11 protein-coding genes are annotated in these 16,168 nt (G+C 66.0%); 7 read left to right on the forward strand and 4 right to left on the reverse strand.

Features of this window, described 5'->3' with window-relative positions; all coding sequences use genetic code 11:
- The first annotated feature begins 22 nt into the window (after positions 1-22).
- Both XH90_RS23765 and XH90_RS23770 read left to right on the forward strand, forming a co-directional pair.
- The gene (locus tag XH90_RS23765) at positions 23-1,414 is read left to right on the forward strand and encodes a cation-efflux pump (RefSeq protein ID WP_194476742.1); all 1,392 of its coding nucleotides are present in this window, start codon (positions 23-25) and stop codon (positions 1,412-1,414) included.
- A gap of 225 nt (positions 1,415-1,639) precedes the next feature.
- Positions 1,640-3,970, forward strand: a complete 2,331-nt coding sequence (locus tag XH90_RS23770; RefSeq protein WP_194476743.1) for a PAS domain-containing sensor histidine kinase — start codon at positions 1,640-1,642, stop codon at positions 3,968-3,970.
- 3 nt (positions 3,971-3,973) lie between these two features.
- Here the strand turns inward: XH90_RS23770 and XH90_RS23775 are convergent, their stop codons facing one another.
- Positions 3,974-4,867, reverse strand: a complete 894-nt coding sequence (locus XH90_RS23775; protein WP_194476744.1) for a LysR family transcriptional regulator — start codon at positions 4,865-4,867, stop codon at positions 3,974-3,976.
- A gap of 224 nt (positions 4,868-5,091) precedes the next feature.
- On the opposite strand from XH90_RS23775, the gene XH90_RS23780 reads away from it, so the two are divergent.
- Genes XH90_RS23780 through XH90_RS23800 form a run of 5 tightly spaced genes read left to right on the forward strand, consistent with a single transcriptional unit; the run spans position 5,092 to position 11,075 of the window.
- Positions 5,092-5,580, forward strand: a complete 489-nt coding sequence (locus XH90_RS23780; RefSeq protein WP_194476745.1) for a formate dehydrogenase subunit gamma — start codon at positions 5,092-5,094, stop codon at positions 5,578-5,580.
- Positions 5,577-7,133 (forward strand): NADH-quinone oxidoreductase subunit NuoF, encoded by a 1,557-nt coding sequence (locus XH90_RS23785; protein WP_194476746.1) that lies wholly within the window; start codon positions 5,577-5,579, stop codon positions 7,131-7,133. Before XH90_RS23780 ends, XH90_RS23785 begins: the two co-directional genes overlap by 4 nt.
- Positions 7,134-7,143: 10 nt before the next feature.
- Entirely contained in the window at positions 7,144-10,017 is a 2,874-nt protein-coding gene (gene fdhF, locus XH90_RS23790) for a formate dehydrogenase subunit alpha (RefSeq protein ID WP_194476747.1), read from the forward strand.
- Positions 10,018-10,021: 4 nt separating this feature from the next.
- Complete coding sequence (fdhD, locus tag XH90_RS23795) at positions 10,022-10,852, forward strand: formate dehydrogenase accessory sulfurtransferase FdhD (RefSeq protein WP_194476748.1); 831 nt, start codon at positions 10,022-10,024, stop codon at positions 10,850-10,852.
- Positions 10,839-11,075, forward strand: a complete 237-nt coding sequence (locus XH90_RS23800; protein ID WP_194476749.1) for a formate dehydrogenase subunit delta — start codon at positions 10,839-10,841, stop codon at positions 11,073-11,075. The genes fdhD and XH90_RS23800 overlap by 14 nt, the downstream gene beginning before the upstream one ends.
- Here the strand turns inward: XH90_RS23800 and XH90_RS23805 are convergent.
- The 3 genes from XH90_RS23805 to XH90_RS23815 are packed head-to-tail and all read right to left on the reverse strand — an operon-like array spanning position 11,041 to position 16,140.
- The gene (locus XH90_RS23805) at positions 11,041-14,019 is read right to left on the reverse strand and encodes a bifunctional [glutamine synthetase] adenylyltransferase/[glutamine synthetase]-adenylyl-L-tyrosine phosphorylase (RefSeq protein WP_194476750.1); all 2,979 of its coding nucleotides are present in this window, start codon (positions 14,017-14,019) and stop codon (positions 11,041-11,043) included. The genes XH90_RS23800 and XH90_RS23805 overlap by 35 nt on opposite strands.
- Positions 14,016-15,476, reverse strand: coding sequence for an ATP-binding protein (locus tag XH90_RS23810; RefSeq protein WP_194476751.1), 1,461 nt, complete (start codon positions 15,474-15,476; stop codon positions 14,016-14,018). Before XH90_RS23810 ends, XH90_RS23805 begins: the two co-directional genes overlap by 4 nt.
- Positions 15,460-16,140: a response regulator transcription factor gene (locus XH90_RS23815; protein ID WP_194476752.1), complete on the reverse strand. Its 681-nt coding sequence runs from the start codon at positions 16,138-16,140 to the stop codon at positions 15,460-15,462. Before XH90_RS23815 ends, XH90_RS23810 begins: the two co-directional genes overlap by 17 nt.
- Positions 16,141-16,168 lie beyond the last annotated feature (28 nt).

The raw sequence follows: 16,168 nt of genomic DNA on the forward strand, positions 1-16,168 counted from the left end.
TCGCCCTGCTAAATCCCCCGCCATGAGCGGACAACACGACAAGACATCGGTCGCGGCCATCTCGATCCTCGCCAGCGGCGGCATGGCGGCGGCCAAATTCGTGGTCGGGATCGCGATCGGATCGCTGGCGCTGATCTCCGAGGCGCTGCATTCCTCGATCGACCTGGTCGCGACCATCATCACCTGGGCGGTAGTGCGGGTCTCCGACAGGCCGGCCGACGACGAGCATCATTACGGTCACGGCAAGCTGGAGAGCATCTCCGCACTCGGCGTCACCGCGATGCTCTACGTGCTCGCGGGCGGCATCCTGGTCGAGGCCTATAGCCGGCTGCGCGAGGGAACCCCACCGCCGACGATTTCGGCCGTGCCGTTCGTGGTGCTGGTGATCGACATCGTCGTCAATCTCTGGCGCGCCCGCGCGCTGCACCGCGCCGCCCGCGAGACCCGAAGCGAGGCGCTCGCCGCCGACGCACTCCATTTCGCCTCCGACGTCATGGGCTCGTGTGCCGTGATCGCGGGCCTGATTCTCGCTGCCTTCGGCTTCTGGTGGGGTGACGCGGCCGCGGCCAGCGCGGTGGCCGTGATGATCGCGGCTCTCGGCCTGCGGATGGCAAGCTCCACGGTGCAGACGCTGGTCGACCGCGCGCCGGAGGGCGCGCAGGAAAAGGCCACCGCCGCGATCCGCGGCGTGCCCGGCGTGATCGACGTCGAGCGCCTGCGCGTGCGCATGGTCGGGGCGACCACGTTCATCGACAGCATCGTCAACGTGCCGCGAACCTACCCGATCGACCGCGTCGAAGCCATCAAGCGCAACGCCGAAGCTGCCGTCAGCAAGGCGTTCGGCGATGCCGATCTCTCCTTCACCGCCGTCCCCGTCGCCCGCAACAACGAAACCGTGCGCGACCGCATCATGGTGATCGCGCGCAATTCCGGCCTCGCCATCCACCATGTCACGGTGCACGATTTGGGCACGGCGCAGAACCTGGGCGCCAAGCTGATCGTCAGCATCGACCTCGAGGTCGACGCCGACATGCAGCTCGAGGCCGCCCATGACGTCGCCAACACGCTGGAGCGGAACATCCAGGAGGAGTTCGGCGAGGACGTCGAGGTCGATGTCCATATCGAACCGCTGGAACCGGAACTGCCGTTCGGGGTCGACGCCGCGCCGGAACGTGTGCAGACCATCGCGGCGGCGCTCACCGAGTACGCCGCGGGCGGGGAGATCCACGACATCCATAATGTGCGCGTGCGCAACACCGACGCCGGCGAGATCGTCAACTTCCACTGCCGCGCCACGCCGTCGATGAGCGTGATCAGGGTGCACGAGCATGTCGACGCGATCGAGCGTCGGCTGCGTCGCGCGTTCCCGAGCGTGAAGCGCGTCATCAGTCACGCCGAACCGCCCCGCACGTGACGCGCAAGGTGCGAGGAGTCACACGTTCTCGTTTCGGACTCCAGATGCACGTGAGTTTGCGGAGTCGAAGCGCGCAGACTCTTCGTTGGATAAGAATTATTTCGCGTTAACGTTTCGTTGACTCTCGACAGCCTGCGAAAACTGGATTCAAATCGCTGTGATTCGAGAGCGATGTGGGGCTGCTTTCGAACCGAGTAGCAAGCAGGTTTTCAGGGGGCCGAAGGCATGGCGCGTGCAGACGCCGCGAACGCATGCGTCCAATCCGATTCGATCAAGGGATTGGCGCAATCGATCGCGAAACCTGCCTATCATCGGCTCCTGATCGCGGAGCCGGCGTTGCGACGCGCCGTGCCGACGCTCATCATCGCCTTCCTCATCACGATTTGCCTCGGTGCATTCGTCCAGGTCGTCGACCAGACGCGCCAGAAGCGCGTGGTGATCCAGAACGACATCTCGGCCCTCGCCGAACTGCTCGCCGAGCGGATCGACCGCGTCACCTCGGTGCGCGCGGAGCGGCTGAAGAACATCGAGAACCTGCCGACGCTGTTGCCCGACATGATCCCGTCCCGGGCCAGAGTGCCGGGCCGACACGTCGTCGTCACCTCGGCCGGCGTCAACGGCCGTATCCTCGCCCGCATCCCGATCGACAACGATCCGCCTGGCAATGATCGCCTGCTGGACGCGATCACCACCGCACAGCTGCTCGCCGCGCCGCCGCGCGATCATGGCGTCTCCCACATGACGCTGCCGAACGGGAATGCCGCGATGGCGACCTCGCGGCCGATCAAGTCGCTGCCCGGCCTCGTCACCGTGATCCAGGAGCGCAACGAGCCTATCTGGGGCTCTGACGCCGCGCTGTCGGTGACGCTGTCGGCCACCACGGGCTTCGTCGTCCTGATCCTCGGCTTCGCCTTCCATTGGCAATCGACCCGCGCCCGGGAAGGCGACCTCATCAACGACGCCGTGCGCGGCCGGATCGACACCGCGCTCAACCGCGGCCGCTGCGGCCTGTGGGACTGGGACCTGTCGCGCGGACGGATCTTCTGGTCGCAATCGATGTTCTCGATGCTGGGCCTCGACGGCCGCAACGAACTCCTCACCTTCGGCGAGGTCAACGCGCTGGTGAAGTCCGACGACATCGACCTGTTCGAGATCGCCGACCAGCTGATCTCCGAGACGATCGATCACATCGACCAGACCTTCCGCATGCAGCACGTCGACGGTCACTGGATCTGGCTGCGCGTCCGCTGCGAGCGGACCCGCGGCGCCAGCGATTCCGGCATGCACCTGATCGGCATCGCGGTCGACATCACCGAGCAGAAGAGCCTTGCCGAGCGCACCGTGGAAGCCGACCTTCGCCTCCGCGACGCCATCGAGACCATTCCGGAAGCCTTCGTGCTGTGGGACGCCAGCGACCGCCTGGTGCTCTGCAACTCGCACTTCCAGCGCCTGCACAAGCTGCCCGACACAGCCGTGATCCCCGGTACCTCCTACGAGACCGTGCTGGAAGTCGGCCGCATGCCGGAAGTCCGCACCCGTCACAACGAGACCGGCGCCCAAGGCCCAGGCGCCCGCACCTTCGAGGCCCAGCTCGACGACGGCAGCTGGCTGCACATCAGCGAGCGCCGCACCAAGGACGGCGGCTACGTCTCCGTCGGCACCGACATCACCCGCATCAAGGAGCACGAGCAGAAGCTGGTCGACAACGACCTGCGGCTACGCGCGACGGTCATCGACCTCAAGCGCTCGCAGGCGGCGCTGGAACGCCAGACCATCGAGCTCGCCGATCTTGCCGAGAAGTATCAGCGCGAGAAGACCCGCGCCGAGGAAGCCAACCAGACCAAGTCGAAATTCCTCGCCAATATGAGCCACGAGCTGCGCACGCCGCTCAACGCCATCATCGGCTTCTCGGAGATCATGGGCTCGGGCATGTTCGGCGAGCTCGGCTCGGAGAAGTACCAGGAATACTGCCACGACATCCTGACCAGCGGGCATTATCTGCTCGAGGTCATCAACGACATCCTCGACATGTCCAAGATCGAGGCAGGCCGGATGAAGCTCGACATGGAAGAGCTCGACCTCGGACAGACGCTCGCGGAATCCCTGCGCGTCGTCTCCAGCCGGGCCCAGGACAAGAACCTGACGCTGGATGCCGATGTCGAGAAGTCGATCTCGGTCGTCGCCGACCGCCGCGCCACCAAGCAGATCATCGTCAACCTGCTGTCCAACGCCGTGAAGTTCACGCCCGACGGCGGACGCATCGTGGTGCGCAGCCGGCAGTTCGAGGACAAGGTCGTGCTGATGATCGCCGACACCGGCATCGGCATCGCGCCGCATTCGCTGGCGCGGCTCGGGCGTCCGTTCGAGCAGGTCGAGAGCCAGCTCACCAAGACCTATCACGGCTCCGGCCTCGGGCTTGCGATCGCCCGCTCGCTGGCGCAGCTCCACGGCGGCTCGATGAAGCTGCGCTCGAGGCTTGAAGTCGGCACCGTCGTCCGCGTGACGCTGCCGCGCGACGCCATCAAGGCGGCGTCAGGAATATCGGCGGCGGCTTGAATCCTACGATTGCAGCGTCGGCGCCACTTCGCGTGCGACGTTGACCAGCGCCGCGATCAGCGGCGTCATCGGATCGCGCTGCGGAATTACGAGGCCAATGCTGTAATTGACCTCCGGATCGGTGATCGGGATCGAACGCACCTTGTCGGACAGGCCGAGCGTCTCGGCGAGCTTGGCCGGCATCACGCTCGCCCACCGCCCGGTCTTGACGTGGGTGAACAGCACCAGCAGCGAGTTCGAGGTCAGTGTCGGCGTCGCCTCCGCGCCGACCGAGCGCAGCGCGCGGTCGATGATGCGGCGGTTCTGCATATCCGGAGTCAGCAGGCACAGCGGCACCTGCCCGACCTCCTTCCAGGTCACCGTCTCGCGATCTCCGAACATGCCATCGGGCGCGGTGAGCAGGCGATAGCTCTCGTTGTAGAGCGGAATGGTGCGCACCTTCCCGATCGGCTCGTTCTCGATATAGGTCAGCCCGGCATCGACCTCGAGATTCTCGAGCAGCCCCAGCACCTCCGATGAGGTCGTCGAGCGGATGCTGAAACGCACCTCGGGATGCCGCGCGCGGAACGGCGTCGTCAGCGAGGCGACCATGCCGAGCACGGTCGGAATCGCCGCGATGCGGATCTCGCCGGAGAGCTGATGCTTCAGTCCGTTGATCTCGTCGCGCATCGCGCGCGCATCGCCGACGATGCGCCGCGCCCAGTCCAGCGCCCGCTCGCCCTCGGGGGTGAAACCCTGGAAGCGCGATCCGCGCTGCACCAGCATTACGCCGAGGATCTCCTCGAGCTGCTTGAGCCCGGTCGACATGGTCGGCTGGGTGACGCCGCAGGCCTCTGCCGCCCGTCCAAAATGCCGTTCCTTGGCCAGCGCCAGCAGCAGTTCAAGCTTGTCGATCAACCGTCCGTCCCCTTGGTCACCGTCGTGGCATGCAAGCTATCACGGCGGGCCTGCACCAACACGCAAAAACCGGCAGCCGATACAAGTTTCATTACCTGATCGTATCGATCGATTGCGCTTTCAAATCGATCTGAATTCGCAATCGCAGCATGAGACAGCTTTATTGATCTTCGAATGATTCCAAATAGTTTGCGCGCAAGGGACGCTCAATTTGAGAACGAAGAATGACAGCGGTTTTTGAGCCTTGTTACGAGCCTTGGAACGACACGCGCGGGGCGGAGATCATCGCCGAACACGCCAGCCAGGAAGGCGCGACGCTGGTGATTCTGCACGCGCTCCAGGAGGCGTTCGGCTATGTGCCGGAGGCCGCAATTCCCATGGTGGCGCAGGCGCTGAATCTGTCGCGCGCCGAAGTCCATGGCGTCTTCACCTTCTATCATGATTTCCGCCACAAGCCGGCCGGCCGCCACGTGCTGAAGCTGTGCCGCGCGGAAGCCTGCCAGGCTGCCGGCGGCGATGCGCTGGCGGCGCGCGCCGAAGCCAAGCTCGGCGTGTCGCTCGGCCATACCACTGCGGACGATCGCGTCACGCTGGAGCCGATCTACTGCCTCGGGCTGTGCGCGACCGCGCCGTCCGCAATGCTCGACGGCCGCCTCATTGGCCGGCTGGACGAGAAGCGCATCGACGCGCTGGTCGCGGAGGCGCAGCGATGAACATGAAGATCTTCGTTCCTCGCGACGCCGCCGCGGTTGCCGTCGGCGCCGACGAGGTTGCCGTTGCGTTCGAGCAGGTTGCGGCCAAGCGCGGCCTGCCCGTCGAGATCGTCAGGACCGGCTCGCGCGGGCTCTGCTGGCTGGAGCCGATGGTCGAGGTCGCGACGCCGAAGGGCCGGTTCGCCTATGGCCCGGTCAGCGCGGAAGACGTCGCCTCCGTATTCGAGTCGATGGCGAGCAACGGCCCGCACGCGTTGCGGCTCGGCATCGCCGACGAAATTTCCTGGCTCAAGCGCCAGACCCGCCTGACGTTCTCCCGCTGCGGCGTGATTGACCCGCGCTCGCTCGAGGACTACCGCGCCCACGGCGGCTACAGGGGCCTCGAGCGCGCGCTCTCGCTCGGCCCGGACGCGATCCTCAACGAAGTGACCGCCTCGGGCCTGCGCGGCCGCGGCGGCGCGGGCTTCCCGACCGGCATCAAGTGGAAGACGGTGGCGCAGGCCAAGGCGGACCGCAAATTCATCGTCTGTAACGCGGACGAAGGCGACAGCGGCACCTTCGCCGACCGCATGATCATGGAAGGCGATCCCTTCCTCGTCATCGAGGGCATGACGACATCAGGCATCACCGTCGGCGCCACCAAGGGTTACATCTACATCCGCAGCGAATATCCGCATGCGGTCGAGGCGATGAATGCAGCCATCGTCGCGGCGCGGCGCGGCGGCTATCTCGGCGACAAGATCGGGGGCTCGACCCACAGCTTCGACATGGAGGTGCGCGTCGGCGCCGGCGCCTATGTCTGCGGCGAAGAGACCTCGCTGCTGGAGAGCCTCGAAGGCCGCCGTGGCCTGGTGCGTGCCAAGCCGCCGCTGCCCGCGCATCACGGCCTATTCGGCAAGCCGACCGTCATCAACAACGTGCTGTCGTTCGCCGCGATCCCCTTCATCCTCGCCGAAGGCGCCAAGGCCTATGCGGATTTCGGCATGGGTCGCTCGCGCGGTACGATGCCGATCCAGCTCGCCGGCAACATCCGCCAGGGCGGCCTGTTCGAGACCGCGTTCGGCGTGACGCTGGGCGAGCTCGTCGACGACATCGGCGGCGGCACCTTCACCGGCCGCCCGGTTCGCGCCGTGCAGGTCGGCGGCCCGCTCGGCGCCTACTTCCCCCGCGCGCTGTTCGACACGCCGTTCGACTACGAGGCGTTCGCCGCACGCGACGGCCTGATCGGCCATGGCGGCATCGTCGTGTTCGACGACAGCGTCGACATGCGCAAGCAGGCGCGTTTCGCCATGGAGTTCTGTGCCGTCGAGTCCTGCGGCAAGTGCACGCCCTGCCGGATCGGCTCGACCCGCGGCGTCGAGACCATCGAGAAGATCATCCGTGGCGAGCGCGTCAGCGAAAACCTCGCGCTCGTCGAAGACCTCTGCAACACCATGAAATTCGGCTCGCTCTGCGCACTCGGCGGCTTCACGCCCTACCCCGTGCTCAGCGCATTGAAGCACTTCCGGGAGGACTTCGCACCCATCCCGACCACGCTTCAGGCCGCGGAATAGGAGAACGACAATGTCTCTGATCGAAGAGATCGACTTCGGCACGCCGCGCTCCAAATCATCAACGATGGTCACGCTGACCATCGACGGCAACGAGGTTACGGTGCCCGAGGGCACCTCGATCATGCGCGCCGCGATGGATGCAGGCCACCAGATCCCGAAGCTCTGCGCGACCGACATGGTCGACGCGTTCGGCTCCTGCCGGCTCTGCGTCGTCGAGATCGAGGGCCGCGCCGGCACGCCGGCCTCCTGCACCACGCCCGTGATGAACGGCCTCGTCGTCCACACCCAGAGCGAGCGGCTGAAGCAGCTGCGCAAGGGCGTGATGGAGCTCTACATCTCCGACCATCCGCTCGACTGCCTCACCTGCGGTGCCAACGGCGATTGCGAGCTGCAGGACATGGCCGGCGCCGTGGGCCTGCGCGAAGTGCGCTATGGCTATGATGGCGAGAACCACGTGTTCGCAAAGTCCAACGGCGAGGTCAACGCCGCCTGGATGCCGAAGGACGAGTCCAACCCCTACTTCACCTACGATCCCTCCAAGTGCATCGTCTGCTCGCGCTGCGTCCGCGCCTGCGAGGAGGTGCAAGGCACCTTCGCGCTGACCATCTCCGGCCGCGGCTTCGACAGCCGCGTCTCGCCCGGCATGAGCGAGAGTTTTCTCGGCTCCGAATGCGTCTCCTGCGGCGCCTGCGTGCAGGCCTGCCCGACCGCGACGCTGACGGAAAAGTCCGTGATCGAGATCGGCCAGCCCGAGCATTCCGTCGTCACCACCTGCGCCTATTGCGGCGTCGGCTGCGCCTTCAAGGCGGAAATGCGCGGCGAGGAAGTCGTGCGCATGGTGCCGTACAAGGACGGCAAGGCCAATCGCGGCCATTCCTGCGTCAAGGGCCGCTTCGCCTGGGGCTACACCAACCACAAGGAACGCATCCTCAATCCGATGATCCGCGAGCGGATCGAGGATCCCTGGAAGGAAGTGTCCTGGGATGAGGCGTTCTCGTTCGCCGCCGCCAAGATGCGCGGCATCCAGGACAAGTACGGCCGCGATGCCATCGGCGGCATCACCTCGTCCCGCTGCACCAATGAAGAAACCTATCTGGTGCAGAAGCTGATCCGCGCCGGCTTCGGCAACAACAACGTCGACACCTGCGCCCGCGTCTGCCACTCGCCGACCGGCTATGGCCTGTCGCAGACCTTCGGCACCTCGGCCGGCACCCAGGATTTCGACTCGGTCGAGGACACCGATGTCGCCGTCATCATCGGCGCCAATCCGGCTTCCGCTCATCCCGTGTTTGCTTCGCGCCTCAAGAAGCGGCTGCGCCAGGGTGCAAAACTGATCGTGATCGATCCGCGCCGCACCGAGATGGTGGAATCGCCGCACGTGAAGGCGCTGCACCTGCCCTTGATGCCCGGCACCAACGTCGCGGTCGTGACCGCGCTGGCGCATGTCATCGTCACCGAAGGCCTCGTCAACGAAGCCTTCGTGCGCGAACGCTGCGACTGGAGCGAGTTCGAGGAATGGGCCACTTTCGTCGCGCAAGCGAAGCACAGCCCGGAAGCCACCGCCATCCTCACCGGCGTCGATCCGAAGACGTTGCGTGAAGCCGCCCGCATCTATGCGACCGGCGGCAACGGCGCGATCTACTACGGGCTCGGCGTCACCGAGCACAGCCAGGGCTCGACCACTGTGATCGCGATCGCCAACCTCGCGATGGCGACCGGCAATATCGGCCGTCCCGGCGTCGGCGTGAACCCGCTGCGTGGCCAGAACAACGTGCAGGGCTCCTGCGACATGGGCTCGTTCCCGCACGAGCTGCCCGGCTATCGCCACATCTCTGGCGATGCCGTGCGCGACCAGTTCGAGGCGCTCTGGAACGTCAAGCTCAACCCGGAGCCGGGCCTGCGCATTCCCAACATGTTCGATGCCGCGATCGAAGGCACGTTCATGGGCCTCTACGTGCAGGGCGAGGACATTCTCCAGTCCGACCCCAACACCAAGCACGTGGTGGCGGCGCTATCGGCGATGGAATGCGTCATCGTCCACGACCTCTTCCTGAACGAGACCGCAAACTACGCCCACGTCTTCCTGCCCGGCTCGAGCTTCCTCGAGAAGGACGGCACCTTCACCAACGCCGAGCGCCGCATCCAGCGCGTCCGCAAGGTGATGTCGCCGAAGAACGGCATGGCCGACTGGGAAGTCACCATTGCCCTCGCCAAGGCGATGGGCTTAGAGATGAACTACAGCCACCCCTCCGAGATCATGGACGAGATCGCGGCGCTGACGCCGACCTTCACCGGCGTTTCCTACGCCAAGCTAGACGAACTCGGCTCGGTGCAGTGGCCCTGCAACGAGAAGGCGCCGGAAGGCACGCCGGTGATGCACATCGACGGCTTCGTGCGCGGCAAGGGCAAGTTCATCGTCACCGAGTATGTCGCAACCGACGAGCGCACAGGCCCCCGCTTCCCGCTGCTGCTCACCACGGGGCGCATCCTCAGCCAGTACAATGTCGGTGCGCAGACGCGGCGCACCGACAACGTGGTCTGGCATGCCGAGGACCGGCTGGAGATCCATCCGCACGACGCCGAGCAGCGCGGCGTGCGCGACGGCGACTGGGTGCGGCTGGCCAGCCGCGCCGGCGAGACCACATTGCGCGCTGAAATCACCGACCGCGTGTCGCCTGGCGTCGTCTACACCACCTTCCACCATCCGGATACGCAGGCCAACGTGATCACGACCGACTATTCGGACTGGGCGACCAACTGCCCCGAATACAAGGTGACGGCCGTGCAGATCTCGCCCTCGAACGGCCCGTCCGACTGGCAGAAGAGCTACGACGAGCAGGCGCGGCACTCCCGCCGCATTGCGCCGGCCGAGGCCGCGGAGTAACGGCATGCACGTGGCGGTCCAGGCCATCGATCGGGAAATCTGGCGCGATGGTGTCGCGTCCGAGGGCACACGGCTGATCCCCGAGGAGACGCCGCTGGCGCTGACCTATAATGGCGGCACCTACGCCGTCATGATGGGGACGCCGCAGAATCTGGAAGATTTCGCCGTCGGCTTCAGCCTGGACGAAGGCATCATCACATCGGTCGACGACATCAAGTCGCTCGACGTGGTCCGCCTCGACGACGGCATCGAGCTGCGCATGTGGCTCGAGCAGGACAACGCTGCGCGCATCAGCGAGCGCCGCCGCCACATTGCCGGCCCCACCGGTTGCGGCATTTGCGGCATCGACTCGATCGCGGAAGCCGTGCGGCCCGCTTCCATCGTGCCGCCGGGCCAGTCCTTCACACCGCAGCAGATCATGACGGCGATGCAGGCGATCGCCCCGCTGCAATCGATCAACATGCAGACCCGCGCGGTGCACGCCGCGGCGTTCTGGTCCCCCTCGAACGGTATCGTGGCCCTGCGCGAGGACGTCGGCCGCCATAACGCGCTCGACAAGCTCGCTGGCTCGCTGGCGCGCAGCCGGACGAGCGCAAGCGCAGGCCTGGTGCTGCTGACGAGCCGCGTCTCGGTCGAAATGGTGCAGAAGACCGCCGCGATCGGCGCGCCCGTGATGGTCGCCGTCTCCGCCCCCACCGCGCTTGCGGTCCGCACCGCAGCGGCTGCCGGTATCACGCTGATTGCCATCGCCCGCAGCGACGGGTTTGAAGTGTTCACACACCAGGGCCGCATCACGGCTCGTCGTGCTCAGGAGATCATCGATGTCGTCGCCTGACCGCCTCGTCTACATGGCAAACCAGATCGGCACCTTCTTCCGCAGCCAGGGCCACGACAAGGCCGTGCCCGGGATCGCCGATCACATCAGGAAGTTCTGGGATCCCAGGATGAAGCGCGCGATCTTCGCGCATCTCGATGCCGGCGGCGCGGGCCTCGAACCGAACGTGCTCGAAGCCCTCACCTCGCTCAAGCAGACGACTTCCCTTCCAGAAGCGCACTGAACACGCGCCGCACCTCGCTTTGCGTCTCCTTCACGCGCGCCTCCAGCGAGGAGAAATCCGGCGCATCGCCGGCGCGCGCCATCACGCGCTGAAGGTCTGTTCCCGCCGTTTCCGGCTTGAAGCGGTCGCTGACGCAGAGCCGCAGGATCTGCGTCAGATCGTGATAGAGCCGCGCCGCGGCGCGGAGGATCTCGGCTTCCGATTGCGGCAGCACGCCGAGCCTGGCGGCATTCTCCAGCACCTGCAGTGTGCTGACATCGAGAATGTCGGGCTTGTCGTGTGCATGGACGAGCTGGAGATATTGCGCGATGAAATCGATGTCGACCATGCCGCCTGAGGCATATTTCAGGTCCCAATGGTCGGTCTCGCCCTTCTCCTGCGCGATCGCACGGCGCATGTCGGCGACGTCGTTGGCGGTAGTCGCAGGGTCGCGCGGGCGGGTCAGCACCTCGCGGATGATGCGCTCGATCCGCGCGGTGAATTCTCCCGAGGCCGACACCACGCGTGCGCGCGTCAGCGCCATGTGCTCCCAGGTCCATGCTTCATTGGCCTGGTAGTCCGCGAAGGAGACGAGGCTGGACGCCACCGGACCCGCGCGCCCCGAAGGTCGCAGTCGCATGTCGATCTCGTACAGCACGCCGTAATTGGTGCGGGTGGTGAACGCGCTGATCAGGCGCTGGGTGAAGCGGGCGAAATAATGCGCGCCCTGGAGCGATTTCCGGCCGTCGGAGTCCGGATCGTCGCTGTCGAAATCATAGAGCAGGATCAGGTCGAGGTCGGAGGATGCGGTCATCTCGCGGCTGCCGAGCCGCCCCATCGCGATGATGGCGGTCTCCTGCCCTTTGATGCGCCCGTGCTGAGCGGCAAAGCGATCGGCGACGAGACCGTGCACGGTATGGACGATGCCCTCGGCGACGTCGGCAAAGGCCGTGCTGGCCTGCTGCGCCGAGACGGTGCCCGAAAGAATGCGCGTGCCGATCAGGAACAAGCTCTCCTGCCCGAACAGGCGCAGCCGGTCCAGAAATTCCTCGTAGGAGCCGGCATCCTGCACCGTGACCGCAAGCCGCGCCGACAATTCCCGCTTGTCGGGCATCGCGCCGAAGAAGCGCGGATCGATCAGGCCGTCCATCAGCTGCGGCTGCCGCGCCAGCATCTCGCCGAGCCGGGGCGCGGCGCCGAGCACGAGCGCAACGAGCGCGACGAGATCGCGGTTCTGGCCGAGCAGCGTGATCAGTCGGCCGCCGCGCTGGAGCGCCTGGAGGAAATGGTCGAAGGCCACGACGGCGCGGTCCGGCTCCTCGGCATGCGCGAGACCGTCGATCAAAGCCGGCACGAACTCGACGAAGGCATTGCGGGTCTGCTCGTTGCGGAAGACGCGGTAGTCGCCGGTGAGCCAGTCGCGGATGGTCTGCGCCACGGCGGCTGGCTTCTTGAAGCCAAGCGTCGTCAGATGCTGGAGCAGGCGCGGATCGTCGGGACCTGCGCGATAGTCGATCGCGGGCAAGCTTGCCGTACCGGTCGGATCGTCGCCTTCGAACAGCTTTTCGTAGTGTCCCTGGACGATCTCGAGCTGACGCAACAAGTCGCGCGCAAACGTCTCGCGGCTTTGATAGCCGAAGAACCAGGCGAAGCGTTCGACCGCCTCCTTGTCCTCAGGCAGCGCATGGGTCTGCTCGTCGGCAATCATCTGGAGACGGTGCTCGGCGCGGCGCAGGAATTCATAGGCCGTGGTCAGCTCGTCGCGGGCCGATGAGGTGATCCAGTTGCGAGCAGCGAGGATGTTCAGCGCGGCAAGCGTCGGTCGCACGCGCAATTCCGGTTGGCGGCCGCCGGCGATCAATTGCTGGGTCTGCGCGAAGAATTCGATCTCGCGGATGCCGCCGCGACCGACCTTGACGTTGTGGCCCTCGACCGCGATCTCGCTCTGGCCGCGATAGGTCTGCATCTGCCGCTTCATGTCGTGCACGTCGGCGAGTGCGGCGAAATCGAGATGCTTGCGCCAGACAAAGGGCGCGATTTCGGCGAGCAGCGCCTCACCCGCTCTGGGATCGCCGGCGCAGGCGCGCGCCTTGATCATCGCCGCACGCTCCCAGGTGCGCCCTTCCCGCTCGTAATAGTTCAGTGCGGCATCGCGCGAGATCGCCACTTGCGTCGAGGACGGATCGGGACGCAGCCTCAGGTCGACACGGAACACGTAGCCGTCATAGGTGCGCTGCTGGAGGATGCGCGCCACGCCTTGCGTTACCCGGACGAAGAACGGCTGCGGCTCGATTTCGGGTGCGAGCGTCGTGGCATCGGGATCGAAGAACACGATCAGATCGATGTCGCTGGAGTAGTTCAGCTCGCCCGCACCCATCTTGCCCATGGCGAGCACGATCAGACCGCAGCCGATCTCCGGCGCCTCTGGATCTGATGGCACGATCTTGCCGCGTGCGGCTTCCTGTCGCAGCAGGTACTGGAGCGCCGCCTGCACCGAGGACACCGCGAGATCGGTCAGCGCAGCCGTCACCCGCATCACCGGCCAAACCCCGCCGATGTCGCACAGCGCGATCAGGAGCGCCGCTTCCGCCTTCATGCGGCGAAGCAGCCGCATCACCTCGGCTTCGTCGGGCGCCGCCAGCACAGCGGCCCTCGCCTCCGCGATCAGCGCGGCGAGATGCGTATCCGGTTCGCTTTCGAGCAGCCGGATCAGGCGCAGCGTATCGGCGCGCACCAGATCGAACAGATAAGGCGAGAATTCTGCGATCCCGGCCAGGATCTCCCGCGCAAAGGGATGGACCAGCAAGGCTTCAAGACGGGTCGATTGTGCCGGCTCGAGCTCGGCCAGCCAGCCTTCGAAACGTCGCTCGTCTGACATGGAAGCGGCAATATGGGGAGCTTCCGCGAAGCGCGCGACCAGGCTCTCACCATGCTTGTCCGCGTTTCCCGGCGCGGAGTGGTTCATGCCACCTTCTGTGGCACATCCGCTACTGCAGGAGCAACCCTGTCGCCGGCCCCCACGCGCGCCGGCAGCAGCAGCGTGGCAACGAGACCGGGCTGGGCGTCGCCCAGGCGCAATTCACCGCCATGCAACGTAGCGACGGCGGAGGCGAGGCTGAGGCCAAGGCCGGAGCCCGGCATGGTGCGGCTCGCCTCCAGCCGGACGAATCGCTCGACGACGTGCTTGCGGTCGGCCTCGGGAATTCCGGGGCCGCGGTCGGCGACGCTGAGCAGCACCTGATCGCCTTCGCGCTTCGCCTCGATCGTGATCTGACGGGCATCCATGCTGATCACGGTTCCCTGGGGCTGAGCGTCCGGCTTGCCGTACTTGATCGCGTTCTCGACCAGATTGGCGAGCGCCTGGCTGATCAATTCGCGATTGCCGTGAATGGGCGCCGCCTGGGTCTTGACCTTCAAGGTCATGCCGTCGTCTTCGGCCAGCGGCTCGTACAGCTCGTGAATGCCGACCGCGACGTCGGCGGCGTCGAAATCATCCATGTTGCCGCGCGCCTGGCCGGATTCGGCGCGCGCGATCATCAAGAGCGCATTGAAGGTGCGGATCAGCCCGTCGGATTCCTCGATGGTCCGCTCCAGCGCGGTGCGATAATCGGCCTCGCAGCCCGATTTCGCCAGCGCCTCCTCGGCGCGATTGCGCAAGCGCGTCAGCGGCGTCTTGAGGTCGTGCGCGATGTTGTCGGAGACCTCCTTCAGCCCCGACATCAGCGCCTCGATCCGCTCCAGCATGGCGTTGAGATTCTCGGCGAGGCGATCAAGCTCGTCGCCGCTGCGGCCGACCGGCAGGCGCTCGCTGAGATCGCCGGTCATGATGCGATGCGCCGTGCCGGACATCGCATCGATGCGCGTCAGCACCCTGCGCGCGACGAAGACGCCGCCGCCGAGGCCGAGCACGACGACGATCAGGATCGACCATTGCGCGGCCTTGGCCACGATGCTGAACAAGCGCCGCCGCTCGGCAAGATCGCGGCCGATCAGGAGGCGGAAGCCGTTTTCGAGCTGGGTGACGCGCACCAGCGCGCGATGGTCGCGATCGTCGGCATCCTCGATCCGACGATAGGCCGTCTCCGACCAGCCGGTCGTTCCCATCACGCCCGGCGCCAGCGAGCCGACATTGCCGGCGATCGCCTGCCCGGTCGGCGTCGTCACGAGATAGAGGTTGGCGCCCGGCCGCAGCGCGCGGTACTCGATCGTTCGCACGAGGCCGACCAAGCCGCGGCGATCATAGATCACGTTGATCTCCGAGGTCTCGGCATTCACCGTCTGGGTGATTTCCTCGGTGATAAGCCGCCGCGTATTCCAGGCGAAATAGCCGAGCAGCGAGGCCGCGAACATCGCGAACAGCAGCAGATAGACCAGCGTCAGCCGGAATGCCGTGGTGCGGACGAGTTTACCGAATGCCGTCACGGATCATGTACCCGGCGCCGCGGATCGTGTGCAGCAGCGGCCGCTCAAATCCCTTGTCGATCTTGGAGCGCAACCGCGAAATGTGCACGTCGATCACGTTGGTTTGCGGATCGAAATGATAGTCCCAGACGTTCTCCAGCAGCATGGTGCGCGTCACCACTTGGCCGGCATGCTTCATGAGATATTCGAGCAGGCGGAATTCGCGCGGTTGCAACGTCAGCTCGTCCTTGCCGCGGGCGACGCGGTGGGAGAGCCGGTCGAGCTCGAGGTCGCCGACGCGATAGAGCGTGTCCTCCGCCGGACCGCCGCGGCGGCGCGACAGCACCTCGACGCGAGCCAGCAGCTCGGCAAAGGAATAAGGCTTCGGCAGGTAGTCGTCGCCGCCGGCGCGCAGACCCTTGATGCGGTCGTCAACCTGCCCGAGTGCGGAGAGAATCAAGACCGGTGTCGTATCGCCCGTGTCGCGCAGCGCGCCGATCAGCGACAGACCGTCGCGCTTGGGGAGCATGCGATCGACCACGAGCACGTCGTAATCGCCGTTCTCGGCCATGGCGAGGCCTTCCTCGCCGTCACCGGCGTGGTCGGCAATGTGTCCGACCTCGCGAAACGCCTTCACGAGATAGTCGGCGGATTCGCGGTCGTCTTCGATGATGAGGAGGCGCATCGTGCGTTCAGCGGCGGTCAAGGAGGTC

The organism is Bradyrhizobium sp. CCBAU 53338, assembly GCF_015291665.1.
Taxonomy (GTDB): domain Bacteria; phylum Pseudomonadota; class Alphaproteobacteria; order Rhizobiales; family Xanthobacteraceae; genus Bradyrhizobium.